Source organism: Oscillatoria sp. FACHB-1406 (assembly GCF_014698145.1).
GTDB lineage: Bacteria > Cyanobacteriota > Cyanobacteriia > Cyanobacteriales > Spirulinaceae > FACHB-1406.
This window is the reverse complement of record NZ_JACJSM010000027.1, coordinates 1-13,310: the sequence shown is the minus strand read 5'-3', so window position 1 is coordinate 13,310 and position 13,310 is coordinate 1. Positions and strand designations below refer to the sequence as shown.

At 49.2% G+C, this 13,310-nt stretch carries 11 protein-coding genes; 4 read left to right on the top strand and 7 right to left on the bottom strand.

Annotated elements, in window-relative coordinates:
• Nucleotides 1-269: 269 nt before the first annotated feature.
• Nucleotides 270-872, top strand: a complete 603-nt coding sequence (locus H6G50_RS20590) for a DUF2232 domain-containing protein (protein ID WP_242032923.1) — start codon at nucleotides 270-272, stop codon at nucleotides 870-872.
• An 88-nt stretch (nucleotides 873-960) separates the two neighbouring features.
• Nucleotides 961-2,070, top strand: coding sequence for a nicotinate mononucleotide-dependent phosphoribosyltransferase CobT (gene cobT, locus H6G50_RS20585; protein WP_190720663.1), 1,110 nt, complete (start codon nucleotides 961-963; stop codon nucleotides 2,068-2,070).
• A gap of 78 nt (nucleotides 2,071-2,148) precedes the next feature.
• Here the strand turns inward: cobT and H6G50_RS20580 are convergent, their stop codons facing one another.
• Nucleotides 2,149-2,532: a hypothetical protein gene (locus H6G50_RS20580; RefSeq protein ID WP_190720659.1), complete on the bottom strand. Its 384-nt coding sequence runs from the start codon at nucleotides 2,530-2,532 to the stop codon at nucleotides 2,149-2,151.
• Between the two features lie 136 nt (nucleotides 2,533-2,668).
• Here H6G50_RS20580 and H6G50_RS20575 point away from each other — a divergent pair, with 136 nt between their 5' ends.
• Nucleotides 2,669-3,898 carry an extracellular solute-binding protein gene (locus H6G50_RS20575; RefSeq protein WP_190720656.1) on the top strand — a complete coding sequence of 410 codons (1,230 nt, stop codon included), beginning with the start codon at nucleotides 2,669-2,671 and terminating at the stop codon, nucleotides 3,896-3,898.
• A gap of 43 nt (nucleotides 3,899-3,941) precedes the next feature.
• Here H6G50_RS20575 and H6G50_RS20570 read toward each other — a convergent pair whose 3' ends face one another.
• The 5 genes from H6G50_RS20570 to H6G50_RS20550 form a co-directional block, all read right to left on the bottom strand.
• Nucleotides 3,942-5,153: an RNA-guided endonuclease TnpB family protein gene (locus H6G50_RS20570; protein WP_190720653.1), complete on the bottom strand. Its 1,212-nt coding sequence runs from the start codon at nucleotides 5,151-5,153 to the stop codon at nucleotides 3,942-3,944.
• A gap of 164 nt (nucleotides 5,154-5,317) precedes the next feature.
• Nucleotides 5,318-7,270 carry an ATP-dependent zinc metalloprotease FtsH gene (gene ftsH / locus H6G50_RS20565; RefSeq protein WP_190720650.1) on the bottom strand — a complete coding sequence of 651 codons (1,953 nt, stop codon included), beginning with the start codon at nucleotides 7,268-7,270 and terminating at the stop codon, nucleotides 5,318-5,320.
• A gap of 230 nt (nucleotides 7,271-7,500) precedes the next feature.
• A complete protein-coding gene (locus H6G50_RS20560) occupies nucleotides 7,501-7,719 on the bottom strand; it encodes a hypothetical protein (RefSeq protein WP_190720648.1) in 219 nt (72 codons plus the stop codon).
• A 122-nt stretch (nucleotides 7,720-7,841) separates the two neighbouring features.
• Nucleotides 7,842-8,555 carry a deoxyribonuclease V gene (gene nfi / locus H6G50_RS20555; protein ID WP_190720645.1) on the bottom strand — a complete coding sequence of 238 codons (714 nt, stop codon included), beginning with the start codon at nucleotides 8,553-8,555 and terminating at the stop codon, nucleotides 7,842-7,844.
• A gap of 77 nt (nucleotides 8,556-8,632) precedes the next feature.
• Complete coding sequence (locus H6G50_RS20550; RefSeq protein ID WP_190720642.1) at nucleotides 8,633-10,861, bottom strand: IMS domain-containing protein; 2,229 nt, start codon at nucleotides 10,859-10,861, stop codon at nucleotides 8,633-8,635.
• 246 nt (nucleotides 10,862-11,107) lie between these two features.
• On the opposite strand from H6G50_RS20550, the gene pdhA reads away from it, so the two are divergent.
• Nucleotides 11,108-12,142: a pyruvate dehydrogenase (acetyl-transferring) E1 component subunit alpha gene (gene pdhA / locus H6G50_RS20545; RefSeq protein WP_190720640.1), complete on the top strand. Its 1,035-nt coding sequence runs from the start codon at nucleotides 11,108-11,110 to the stop codon at nucleotides 12,140-12,142.
• Between the two features lie 53 nt (nucleotides 12,143-12,195).
• On the opposite strand, the gene nadC is transcribed toward pdhA, so the two are convergent.
• Nucleotides 12,196-13,068: a carboxylating nicotinate-nucleotide diphosphorylase gene (gene nadC / locus H6G50_RS20540; protein ID WP_190720637.1), complete on the bottom strand. Its 873-nt coding sequence runs from the start codon at nucleotides 13,066-13,068 to the stop codon at nucleotides 12,196-12,198.
• Between the last annotated feature and the right edge of the window lie 242 nt (nucleotides 13,069-13,310).

Sequence of the window (13,310 nt, the reverse complement as noted above, 5' to 3'; positions counted from 1 at the left end):
AGTTCAACTCTCCCCTACTGAGACACGACCCCAATTTTTTGATGACCGACGAACCAAAAGAGCGATCCCCTAGGGATGAGGAAGAGCGCCAACTCTCCGAGTCGGAGTTGACACCCACAAAGCGAGAACGCGAAGACAATAGCGCGGCCGCTAGCGAGACAAAGGAGACAAATTGGGTAGATTTGGAAGACGAACTTTCGTCAATCCCAACTCCTGCCCCCGTGGGAGAATATCAAGTTCCGACGCTGCGCGTTAGTGCGCCCGTGGAAATGGTAGAAACTGCATTTTTAGCAAGTACGGCTAGTTTAATCTGGCTAATTAATTATTATTTCCCTTTGGGGCCGTTGCTCCGAATTTTCTTTCCGCTCCCAATCGCGTTATTGTATATGCGGCGAGGTTTCCGCGCGGCTTGGATGGCTGCTTTAGTTTCCGGACTGCTGTTATCGATTTTGATGGGGCCTAATCGCAGTATTTTATACGTGATGCCATTTGGTTTGATGGGCGTTCAATTGGGGGCAGTTTGGCGCAGGGGATTGGGTTGGGGCGTTTCGATCGCATTGGGAACGTTGTTGGGAAGCATCGGTTTCTTTTTTCGGTTTTGGGTACTCTCGGTATTATTGGGAGAAGATTTATGGCTCTACACGATCGCTCAAATTACGAGCCTTGCTGAATGGATATACCTGCGTTTGGGACTGCTGGCTAAACCCGATATTTTATTCATTCAAGGAATTGCCATCGGCTCGGTTATTGTGAGCAATTTAATTTATTTATTTGTCGTTCACTTGGTTGCTGTCTTACTCTTCGATCGCTTGAAAACTCCAATTCCGCGACCGCCAGCTTGGGTGCGAACTTTGATCGAATACGATTATTAAATAATGAATAATGAGGGAAGAGGAGTAAGGAACGGCTGATTAGAGCGGGAAATTCCTTGACTAAATTGTTAATTGTTAATTTTGAACTTTGATTTCAAGAACGATCCAAATTTATACTCAACTGGCTCGAGGGCAAGAATGGTTGCGGCGACAACAAAATCAACCGGCTTGCTTCGCTTGTATCCTCGGTTTTACGGCGACGGGATTGATTGAAGGAATTTCCGCAGCCGGAGCGACACCGGAAGAGCGAAAATATACTGCGATCGCGGATGCCGAATTTTTGATCGATGGTCCGAAACCGAACCCCAAATATCCTTTACCCTCCCTCGAACGAGGACTTTCCCCCGTCCTCATTTCCCGCGCCGCGATCGCAGTTTCTAATATCCCGGTGCATCTATTTGATGCGGGCTTGCCCGTTCCTCCTGCGGTTAGCGCGATCGACTTACAAGGGATGCCCGCAGATTGCGTCTCGACGGGGCGCGCTTTACCTCGGGCAGTCGTCGATCGCTTGTTCGAGGCTGGGTTGCAGTGGGGCGAAAACCTCTCGAGAGAACCCGGTTATTTGATAATTGGCGAGTGCGTTGTCGGCGGGACGACAACGGCTTTAGGGGTTCTGACGGGATTGGGAATCGATGCGGTGCAGAAAATTTCGAGTTCTCAACATCTTTGCGATCGCAATCAAAAATGGACGCTGGTTCAGCAAGGTTTGACGCGCGCCGGACTGTTTCCCGTTTCTCCCTGCGTCGATCCGTTGGATATTCTAGCCGCAGTCGGCGATCCCATGCAGGTTGCAGCGGCAGGAATGGCGATCGCAGCCAGTCGCAGAACCGATGTATTGCTTGCGGGAGGAACGCAAATGTTAGCCGTTTATGCAGCGATCGCAGCGATCGCTCGTCTCTATAACTTAGCTTGGGAACCCGATCGCATCCTGGTGGGTACGACTCGCTGGGTAGCAGAAGATACCCACAGCGATGCTGTCGGCTTAGCCCTGGCGATTAGAGAAGTGCCGTTAATTGCAACTCAACTAAATTTTACGACTTCGCGCTATCCTCAACTCAGCGTCTACGAACAGGGTTATGTCAAAGAAGGAGTAGGCGCTGGCGGTTGCGCGATCGCGACTCATCTCAATCCAGGTTTGACTCCCCTTCAATTGCTCGCAGCGATCGAGAGTCTAATCGAAACCACCTATAGCAGTTAACAGTGAAGTGCGAACAGCGATCGCAATACTTTGAGGCGTGAAATTTTTTGAGAATAAAAAAGACTAGATTTGAACATTCTAATGGGATTGACTGTGCGAGGAAACTCGACGGGCGAGCAATTGCTCCTCTAGTGCGGCAATACGAGTGTAAGCAGCCGTAACCTGCGCCGTCAGCCGCCGAATTTGCAGTTCTGGCGAAACGTTTTTATAGGTTTCACCATCGAGCATATCCCAATCGCTGTCATCCACTAGAACGTCTTTATGTTGCATCATCGGGTCAAGTGGCGCTCGCTCGACTGGCGTTGAGCTAGAGATAACAGACATTGCATTCCCTCCTTCTTCAGAGTGCTTACTCTCGCGAATCAGTAATTCGCCCATTTGCCGGTCGAGGTTCACCACCAAGTTGTAGAGCCGATCGACTTTTCGCTCTAGCGCGACCATTTCTCGGTACAGTTCGTCCATAGTCTTGTCTGTAAGTGCTGAAGAATATATTGTCATTTCTAATGCTAGGGGCCTTAAACTGAAGAAGCTTGCGATTCCTGATTCATTTAACTTTTGAAAACTTAACGAGACTTTAGCTAACGCGAGCGCAAAAATCATGAAAGATCGACCAAAATACAACCGATTGCTCTCTCCTACTTCCTCCCTCATCTCCCCATCCACTCCTTCTCTGTTGAGTCGTCGTTCTTTGTTACAGGGAGTAGCGCTTGCTGCTATATCGCCACTATTTTCAAGTTGTGGAGAGCGCGAAACAGATTTTCACGGGATTTTGCTCGCTAATTCCCTACCGCCACAGTTAATTAGCAGTTTTCGCAATACTCTGGAGCGGAAAGAAGGGGTGAACTTTACCGCTGAGGCGCAGCTAAAAGATTTGTTTGAATTATTGAAAGTTTGGAAAGAAGGCAAAGAAATGCCTTCTTCTCAGTCCGCTTGGTGGAAAAAACTTCCCCTACCGCGTCAAAAAATCTCCAAACCGGCGGATATTATGGCGTTAGGTCACTACGAGCTATCGGAAGCCATCGCTAAGCAGTATATTCAACCCCTTGCGCTCGAATCCTTAAAGGGTTGGCAACAAGTTCCGGAAAATATGAAAGCGCTTGTTACGCGCGATAAAAAGGTTTGGGGTGCGCCTTATCGTTGGGGAACTACGGCGATCGCCTATAATCGCGATCGCTTTGAAAAACTGGGCTGGACTCCTAAAGATTGGAACGATTTGTGGCGGCAAGAATTGCAGGATCGCATTGCTATTGTCGATCAACCCCGAGAAGTCATCGGTTTAACGCTTAAAGCGCTCGGATATTCTTATAACGAACGCAATCCGCGCGCGATCGCATCCCTTAAAACTCACCTCGCCAATTTACACCAACAAATTAAGTTTTATAGTTCCCGAGCTTATCTGCAACCGTTAGTGTTGAAAGATGTTTGGGTAGCCGTCGGTTGGTCGAGCGATATTGCTCCCATCGTCGAGCAATATCCCTATTTTGAAGCTGTCATTCCGCAGTCAGGGACAGCGTTGTGGGCAGATTTGTGGGTGAAACCAGTCGGAGGAAGAGATGCAAAAGATCTGCAATCTTTACGCGATCGCTGGATCGATTTTTGCTGGCAAGAAAAAGCCGCCCAACAAATTTCTTTATTTACAACTGCTGCCTCGCCAACTTTGTTAGGTCGCGATCGCAAACAACTTCCCCCAACCTTACAAAAAAATTCCCTCATTCTACCTAAAACCGAAATTATTAGGCAAAGCGAGTTTATTTTGCCCCTTCCTCCTGAAAGTCTCAAGCAATACGACGCATTGTGGAAAGAAATGCGAGCAACTCAACATTCCTAAAACCTTGACGACTCCCCGTCCTAAAGGAGCGGGGATTCTCGCATCATAGGGAGATTCTAGAAGGGGCATAGACCCCAACCCCGATATCTTTCCCCTCAACGAGCGTTAATGCGATCCGCCCGACCGCATTTAATCCTCTTTCTTTCACCACTTGCGCGGCTGCCACATCTCGATTTGTGGTATAGCCGCAACTATCACAATGATGGACTCTTTGAGCTAGGGGTTTCTTTCCACAATTCGTCCCGCAATTCGGACAGACCTGACTTGTCTCCCTGGCATCCACTTTGGCAAAATACACACCCCTCTTCCAGCAGACATGACTGAGAATATTCAAGAACGAACCCCATGCCGCGTCCAGACAAGCTTTTCTTAAAGCCGAGCGACCGAGCGCTTTCAGGTTCAAGTCCTCAGCAAATATCATCCCTACTCCATCGCACAATCGATGAGCCAACTTAAAAAAGAAGTCTTTACGGCAGTTGTGTATCTTTTCGTGGAGCAGCCCAATCTGGCGTTTAATTTTCAACCAGCGCCTCGAACCCTTAGTCTTGTTCTTCAGTCTTCGTTGCAGCAATTTAAGCTCGCCTTCAAAACGCTCGAAGAATCGATGACCTTTAATCAGTTCGTTTTCGCTGGTAGCAATGAAATCGTTGAGTCCCAGATCGATCCCAATAGCATAGCCATGAGGACTGATAGCTGGAACGTCTACATCGCACCCGATAGAAACTGAGACGTAATAGCCACTGGCTTTTTTGATGACTCGGATTTGCTTGCAAGTAAAACCGTCGGGGATATCTCGCGAGTTGTGAAATTTGACCTTGCCAATCTTGGGAAGGTCGATCTCATCTTTTTCTACTGCGTCCGACTTAATTTGGGGGAATACAAACGACCGCATCGCTTTTTTAAAACGCGGAAACCCAAATCCTCTTTCCCACATATTTACGAATGCAGTCTCTACTTGCTTTAGAGTTTGCTGCAAGACCTGAGATTGGGGGACTTTAAGATTTGGGTTGGTTTGCTTTGCCTGAGTCAGAGATTTACACTGACTGGCATAAGTCGGACGTTTTGAGTCAGCGGGGATGATGTATTCAGACCGAAGTTCGCATCGGTCGATTAGACACTTTCTGGAGTTAACCCAGTCCTTTCGCTCTCTCAGTGCAAAGTTATAAACCGAACGACAAACATTTAGCCACTCATCAAGAGTGGCAGACTGTTCTGCTGTTGGGTCTAACTTATATTGGTACGAAAGGATAAGCATCTTACAAAAGAGTCTGATGTTTTATAACGATAGCATAAAAGCCGCCCTGGAAGCGATGCACTGAGCCTGCCGAAGTGGGCAGGGCTTTAAACCCAGGTTTTTCGGTAAGAAAACGCGCTTTTATCCCTCACTGTCGAACATTGAGATTTAGAGCAATTTAAAAATTAACGAACAGGAACGGGTTGCTTTTTAGGCAGTTCTGTGTATTCAGAGACAATCTTACGGAACTGGTCGCCGTCTATTGTTTCTTGCTCCAGCAGTAAATCGACTAAGCGATCCATTAACGGGCGATTATCGCGAATTAAACGGCGGGCTTTCTCGTAGCAGTCAAACACGATCGCGCGAACTTCGCGATCGATTTTCGCGGCTACTTCCTCCGAACAATCAGGACGATCGGAACCGAAGAAAGAGCGGTTATTGTTACTCTCCAGTGCAACTAAACCAAACGAAGACATCCCAAAGCGCGTCACCATCTCTCGCGCGTATTCTGCCACTCGTTCGATATCGTTACTCGCGCCGATTGTAACTTCATCGCTCCCAAAAATTTCCTGTTCTGCGGCTCTTCCACCTAAGAAGGTAACGATTTCATCGAGCATCCAATTGCGCGGTAAATACAAGTCAGCTAAATCGCGGAAGCTGCCCATCTCGAACAGTTCTTCGTCAATTAACGGTTGAGCAAAACCGCCAATCCCACCCGAACGGGGAATAATCGTAACTTTATTGAGAGGTTCAGCATTTTCGAGCAAGGTCATCAATAAAGCATGACCGATTTCATGGTAAGCAATCAATTTTTTCTTCTTGCTATCCATCAGTGGGTTCATGCTCATCCCAATCGAAACGCGATCGATCGCGTCGTCAACCTCTAAATTCGTAATCGCATCCTTACGTCGCCGCGCCGTCAAAATTGCCGCTTCGTTGAGCATATTCGCGAGTTCCGCCCCCGAAAAACCGGGAGTGCGCCGCGCGATTAATTCTAAAGATACTTCCGGATCGATTTTTTTATTGCGACTGTGGACTTGTAATATTCCTAAACGTCCCTTATAACCGGGAAGATCGACTATCACTTGGCGATCGAAACGTCCCGGGCGCAGGAGGGCGCTATCCAGAACATCAGGACGGTTAGTGGCTGCAATGACAATAATGCCGGTATTGCCCTCAAACCCGTCCATTTCCGTCAGCAATTGGTTGAGGGTTTGTTCGCGTTCGTCGTTTCCGCCGCCGTAACCCGCGCCGCGCTGCCGTCCGACTGCATCGATTTCATCGATAAAAATCAGGCAGGGTGCATTTTCTTTAGCCTTTTTAAACAAATCGCGCACGCGAGACGCGCCCACGCCAACGAACATTTCTACGAATTCCGAGCCAGAAATACTGAAGAAAGGAACGCCTGCTTCTCCTGCCACTGCCTTTGCCAGAAGGGTTTTCCCGGTTCCCGGCGGCCCGACTAAAAGTACGCCTTTAGGGATGCGCGCCCCCAGAGAGGTAAAGCGTTCGGTTTCTTTAAGGAAGGTGACAACTTCTTGGAGTTCTTCTTTTGCTTCGTTAATCCCGGCTACATCGTCAAAAACAATGCCGGTTTTGGCTTCCATTTGGAAACGCGCTTTAGATTTGCCAAAGTTGAGGGCGTTCCCGGAAGAAGCAGCCGAACGACGCACGAGCGCAATGAGTCCGATAACCAGGAAAAGGATAAGAAGGAGGTTGACTAGCGGAATCAGGGTAACTAAAGGGTCTTTATCGGAGGCAATTTCGAGCGGAACGTTCTTAGCGCGCGCTCTCTCCACTAATTCCGGATTTTGGTCGAAAAGATCGACAGTTTTTTTCGGGGGTGCGGTATTAGCGGATTTTAAGGTAACGATTGCTTTCTTGGTAATGGGGTTAATTTCAATTTTGTTAACTTCATCCGCCTCGATTTGCTGGAGAAGTTGGCTATAGCTGAGGCTATCTTTTTTGGCAGGGGTTTCTGCGTTGGCGAGGGTTGGGGAGGCAAAAAGGAGACTCGGAGCGATCGCGATCGCCCCAGCCCACGAAACGAGGCGCTGGGCAGATTTGGGTTTGAGGGGACAAACGATTCGATGCGCTAGCGTTTCTAGTACGAATTTACTCCAAAAACTTGTCTTCATGCGCCTGTATGATTAGCTCTATGCGTAGGTTGTGAGGATTGGTTTCCCGATAGCACGTGAGAGTGCGGTGAGTCTGCTTCTTCTAGTGTAGCTTTTGTTTTCGGTTCTACGTTCGTCCGCAAGGGTGAAGAACGCGATGTTATTGAGAGGAAGTCGCGGGTGCTGGAGAACTGGGAAATAGGCAACTTTCACTCAGATCGGACAGATCGCAAGGAAGAAATTAATATTTGTTAGCTCTCATCCGTTTTTTGTCCTGTAGTGAGGCTGTAGGCTTTCCGTTCTTCAGGGGAAGCAGCCTTTAAGCATTCTTGGTGAACGGCTTCGAGTTGGGGAATGTAGTCAGGATCTTTAGCCAGTACCGCATTGTCTCGAGAGGTCGCAATAAAAATGAATTGGGCGCGTAGCGAGAGTTGCCGAAAGACGGTGAGACGTTGTTCTAAAGAAGACATAGATAGATAATTGATAATTGACAATTGATAATTGATAACTACGCTGAATGAGAATTATGAGCCGAAACCCGTTTTTATGGGTGGGTGTCGATCTCCCCATCCCCCCATCTTCTTTTCAGCATTTATCCTTCATTCGGCTTCTCCTCCGCACCGCAGCGAGTGAGGGAGTCTGCCCAACGAGTAGTTTCCGGGAGGCGGTACTCTGTCGTGCAGCGCAGGACGAGATCGATCGCGCTTTCTAAACTAACACGATGTCCGGGGGAAACGTAGAGAGGCTTTACGTTAGTTCGAGAGCGCACTACAGCCCCTATTGTTTCTCCTCCATCTTCCAACAACTGCCAACTCCCCTTTTCTGCTGCGAGTTCGGCGTGCGTGCCAATAAATCGGGATTTTGCTGCACCAATTGTTGGAATGTCTAGTAATACTCCTAAATGGGCGGCAATCCCGAAACGACGCGGGTGCGCAATACCTTGTCCGTCGCAGATGGTCAAATCTGGAATCGTTTCGAGTTTATTTAAGGCTCGGAGGAGGGCAGGAATTTCTCGAAAAGAGAGGAAGCCCGGTTTGTAGGGAAAGGTGGTAGGATGACGCGCGATCGCGCTTTCAACGCGCTCTAAACCCGGAAAACTTAGTACGGCAACCGCAGCAACCGTTATTGACTCATTTTCTTCAAAACCGACATCAACGCCTGCCACCCATTCAATTTTGTCCCAGCGATTTTCGAGGGAAACGCGATCGCGCCCTTGTTGTTGAAGCGCTATCGCTTCCTCTACTGTTCTCGGCCAGGGAAGGGCTAGAGCATTCGCTATATTTTGCTTGAATCTGGCTTTACTCATTAACAATTAAGAAGAGCAAAGTAACAACAAAAAAGCAACATTATCGGCTCGTGACTTATGATTAGATGATTTGCAATCTATTTTAAAACTTCCATATTTTTAATCAACCATTGATTGTTCTCGCGGACGAAATCGTAACGGACGCGCAAATTATCATTATAAGAAGCAGCCGGATTGCTACGCTCATTTTGATACGAATTAGAGACTTCATTCACGGCTGCTTCTACAATCGCTTTATTAGAATCCGTTTCGTCGAGTTTGAGCGATTCAAGTTTGACCTCGTGCTTGAGTTCTCGATAAGCATTATTCGCTTTAAGGTTCTCCGCTGTTGTTTGCCAAGTCGTCAAAGCGGGTTCGGCTAAAATCTCTTTCAAGCGATCGATTTTATAGTTTTTACCGATCGCGTCGGCTTTAATTGACAACCAAGTGGTCACAAGCTGTTGGGCAGTTTCTTCGGTCAGCGGACCTTCAGGTAGCGTAATTTGAGTATCGGGCTTTGGAATCTCTAGGGGAGGCTTGAGAAGTTCAACTTGCGGTTGTCCTTCTTGGAGTCCCGAGGGAGCGGAGTTGCCAAATAAAGTTCTCAGCAGGGCAAACAAAAGAAGGCTAGCGATCGCGATCGTCCCCCCCAGCAATAGTAAACGTTTTTGCTTGGATGAAATTCCGCCTCGACGCGGCGTGCGCGACGGACGAACTGGAGTCCGTTCTGCAATTGGAGTATTTCTAACAGGAGCGAGGGCAGTCGAGCCAGAATAACTGGGAGGACGGCGTTCCGGAACAGACGTACCCGTACTGGTTCTGGTTGATAAATTCGGGCGATCGACATAAGTTAAATTCTCCGCTAGTGGACGTTCGACTGTAGCCGTCATCGAACTGCTGCGGTTTCCCTTATGACTGTCATCACTATTGGCAACGGTTGTGGCGTAGCTTCGCGCTGCTGTCGTATTAGTACCTCGTGGTGGTTCCAGGACAGTTGGAGAATTTTCCTGTCCTGGGGGCGAAATCGCTGTCGCCTTCGGAGGTGCTGCTGTTACACCCTCTACGAGCGAGAAGGGTTCTAGCTGCTCTAAATACTCTTGAACTCGTTCGTCAGCGAAATATTCTTTTAAGGAAGCTTGTTGCACGGCTAAATCGCGGAAATGGGGAAATACTTCCGACTGCAACCAACGTTCCCCATACAGGCACAATCCCGGCAGTAAGTCTGGAGAGTCTTGAGAATGTTCGCGAATAAAAGCTAAAGGTTCGCGCTCGCGGCTGAGTTCCAGAGCGGAGTTGGCTTCTTCAGGCTGACCGAGGAGGAGCGCGCAAACAGCTTGTTCGAGGTACACATCCTGACGCTTTCCAAGGCGCAGCAGCAGTTCTCGCGCGCGCCAAATCGCTGCCGGTTCGCGATCGCCAAATCCGCGCGCAATTAAAGCATACACAGCCAAATACGTCGCCACCGCCGAAGGACGCTGTGCTTCGCGTTCAAATAATTCTTGCTGCTCGGCAACTGTGAGATAGTTACGCAGTTGTTGAATAAAACGCAGAAAATCATCAATGCTCAATCCCGACTGGTCGTCGCCCTGCCCGTCGATACCGCCGCGCTCATCAAGCATCTCGCGCAGAATTTGTAAGCCCTTGCGGCGTTTGAGACCATCAGATTCGCTAGCAGCGAGCAATTCCAAGACTCGGTAAGGACGCAAGCGGTAGAGATCGGCTTGAATTTCTCCTCGAATGTTAGGAAATAACCCTTCGCGCAAGAGTAATTCTTGGCCGACTTGTCCCGAGAGGGCGGCATTTTCCGATTGACTCAGTTGCCATTGTTCCCGTCCCAGTTCCAAGCAGGTCAGGGCAAGCGTCAGAACGATATCGGCGCGCACCAACTGTTCGTTTTCTGACAGCGGTTTGCGCTGTTCGAGATGGGGTTGACCGAGTTTTAGCACTTGTTCGTATTCACCCAACTCAAACAGAATCAGCAAAGCGCCGACAAATTGCCCGTCGTCGATCTCTAGGGACGGAGTAGGAGCAGTCGGTTTGGATGGTTCGCTATCTTCGGTTTCTGACCGAGAGAGTTCTCCGGCTGATTTCGACTCGCTGAGAGGGATTTTGTCAAGAAAGCGGGCATCGTATTCTGCACGCCGTTCTGGAGCCGACAGAACTGAGTAAGCTTCGTCGATCAATTGCTTGCGCGCTTCGATTGCGCTATCGCTGTACTCCCGTCGCGGCAGTTGCAGGACGCGATCGCGGTGGGCTTGACCGAGTTGGGTTTCAGTGGCCTGGATCGGTACGCCCAGAATCCGGTAGTAGTCGAGCGGAATACGCACAGATTTACTTCCCCAGAACAACGCTAAAGGATAATTTTTATATTATCTCATGAGTTTTTTCACCTCACACCATCTTTACCAAGCGCGCTATTTCGGACGGCGAACGATTCCTTCTTCCTGCCTGCATCGCTGGTACAATGATTGCTTGTGGCTTTTAAGCAATTCCTCCCCATTGGGAACGTCGAGTGAGGATAGCAAAGCACTGCTAAAATCCTTTCAAACTGCTGCAAACAGATCGCAACTTTTATGGTTTCTACTGAACGAATCGTCCCTGAATTTGACGCGCGCTCGGTTCAATTGACTCGAGATGAAGGACTGATCCTTTACCGGGATATGGTCTTGGGGCGCTTATTTGAAGATATGTGCGCCCAAATGTACTATCGGGGCAAAATGTTCGGCTTTGTCCACCTCTACAACGGGCAGGAAGCGATTTCCACCGGAATTATTAAATCAATGCGTCCGGATGAAGATTTTGTATCGAGTACCTATCGCGACCACGTACACGCCCTTAGCGCTGGCGTTCCCGCTCGCGAGGTTATGGCGGAGTTATTTGGGAAGGCTACCGGATGCAGTAAAGGACGCGGCGGTTCGATGCACATGTTTTCGGCAGAACATCGCTTATTAGGCGGTTATGCTTTTGTTGCTGAAGGTATTCCCGTCGCAACAGGGGCAGCATTCCAAGCGAAGTATCGCCGCGAAGCAATGGGCGACGAAACAGCAGACCAAGTAACAGCTTGTTTCTTCGGCGACGGAGCGAGCAATAACGGTCAGTTTTTTGAATGTTTGAATATGGCAGCACTCTGGAAGTTGCCTATTCTGTACGTGGTGGAGAATAATAAGTGGGCGATCGGTATGGCTCACGAGCGCGCGACTTCCCAGCCGGAGATTTATAAGAAAGCTAGCGTCTTTGGAATGCACGGCGTTGAGGTAGATGGGATGGATGTCTTGGCGGTGCGGCAAGTCGCACAGGAAGCGATCGCGCGCGCCCGAGCGGGCGAGGGTCCCACCCTTATTGAAGCGCTTACCTATCGCTTCCGAGGTCACTCCCTCGCCGATCCGGATGAATTGCGGGCGGCTGAGGAAAAGCAATTTTGGCAAGCGCGCGATCCGATTAAGCGTTTAGCGGCACAGTTGATCGAGCGCGAACTTGCGACTGAGGAAGAACTCAAAGAAATCGATCGCGAAGTGCAAGCGGAAGTGGACGATGCGGTGAAGTTTGCCCAAGACAGTCCCGAACCGGATCCGAGCGAACTGCACCGTTATATCTTTGCGGAAGACTGAATGGTATGACCGCACAATAAGACTCTGGAAGGTAGCGCGACATAACCGATAGATTATTGGGCAGTCGGATCGAACATCTTCATGCTTAGATCGAGCCAAGTCGAGCGCGTAATCGGCGCGCTGCTAGAAATGTAATCTACGCCCGTTTCGGCGATGGCGCGTAAAGTTTCGAGAGTGACATTACCCGACGCTTCAATTTTGAGGCGCGGGTTTTGCGCGCGAATCAGTTGAACTGCTTCTCGCATTCGCTCGATAGGCATATTATCGAGCATGATAATGTCTGCTTCTGCGGCGATGGCGGCACGAACTTCTTCTAGGGTGGAAGTCTCGACTTCAATTGTCAGGGGATAGGGGATTTTTTCACGAACGCGCGCGATCGCGGTTTGAATGTCTCCTGCTGCTTGGATGTGATTGTCTTTCAACATCGCCGCATCATCTAACCCCATGCGGTGATTAATGCCGCCGCCCGTTCCGAAGGCATATTTTTCTAACACTCTCAAACCTGGAGTTGTTTTACGAGTATCAACAAGCTTAACGGGTAGATCGGCGATGCGATCGACGTACTTTCGCGTCATCGTCGCTATCCCGCTTAGCCGCATTGCTAAGTTTAAAGCAACGCGCTCTCCCATTAACAAGGTTTCGATGGGCGCTTCAAGATGCGCAATCTCCGTTCCCGCTTCGCAAAAGTTTCCTTCTGCTACTAACGAAGTAAAGCAGCTTGTGGGATCTAATAACTCGAAAACGCGCGCCGCGATCGGCAAACCCGCGATCGTTCCAGCTTCCTTAGCTATCCATCGCGCTTTTCCCAAGACACCGCGATCGAATAATGCTTGCGTCGCGCGATCGCCTCGACCGATATCCTCCAGCAACCATCCCTTTAAGATTGAATCGAGGAGAATTTTAGAGGGCAAGATCGCAGCAGTCATAGGTCGGTAGTAAGAATTATCTTTTTATAACCGTTCCCATTCTCCCAAAAAACCGGGTTCCTCCCTCACTCCCCTCAAACCGAATCCCAAAACCACGAATTTTCAAGCGTTTCAGGCTTTCCCAAAATAATTTCCAAAAAAGAGTTGACAAGTCTGGGAAAAGGGGCTACATTTGTAAATGCGCGCTGCAAAGGAAGTCCGGAGCGGACGCGCCGAACCTAGAAAAAAGAATAGTTTGAAAG

Coding starts and splice junctions, on each gene's coding strand:
- H6G50_RS20590 (WP_242032923.1), top strand. CDS start 270: ATGGTAGAAACTGCATTTTTAGCAAGTACGGCTAGTTTAATCTGGCTA.
- H6G50_RS20580 (WP_190720659.1), bottom strand. CDS start 2,532: ATGGACGAACTGTACCGAGAAATGGTCGCGCTAGAGCGAAAAGTCGAT.
- H6G50_RS20575 (WP_190720656.1), top strand. CDS start 2,669: ATGAAAGATCGACCAAAATACAACCGATTGCTCTCTCCTACTTCCTCC.
- H6G50_RS20570 (WP_190720653.1), bottom strand. CDS start 5,153: ATGCTTATCCTTTCGTACCAATATAAGTTAGACCCAACAGCAGAACAG.
- ftsH (WP_190720650.1), bottom strand. CDS start 7,270: ATGAAGACAAGTTTTTGGAGTAAATTCGTACTAGAAACGCTAGCGCAT.
- H6G50_RS20560 (WP_190720648.1), bottom strand. CDS start 7,719: ATGTCTTCTTTAGAACAACGTCTCACCGTCTTTCGGCAACTCTCGCTA.
- nfi (WP_190720645.1), bottom strand. CDS start 8,555: ATGAGTAAAGCCAGATTCAAGCAAAATATAGCGAATGCTCTAGCCCTT.
- pdhA (WP_190720640.1), top strand. CDS start 11,108: ATGGTTTCTACTGAACGAATCGTCCCTGAATTTGACGCGCGCTCGGTT.
- nadC (WP_190720637.1), bottom strand. CDS start 13,068: ATGACTGCTGCGATCTTGCCCTCTAAAATTCTCCTCGATTCAATCTTA.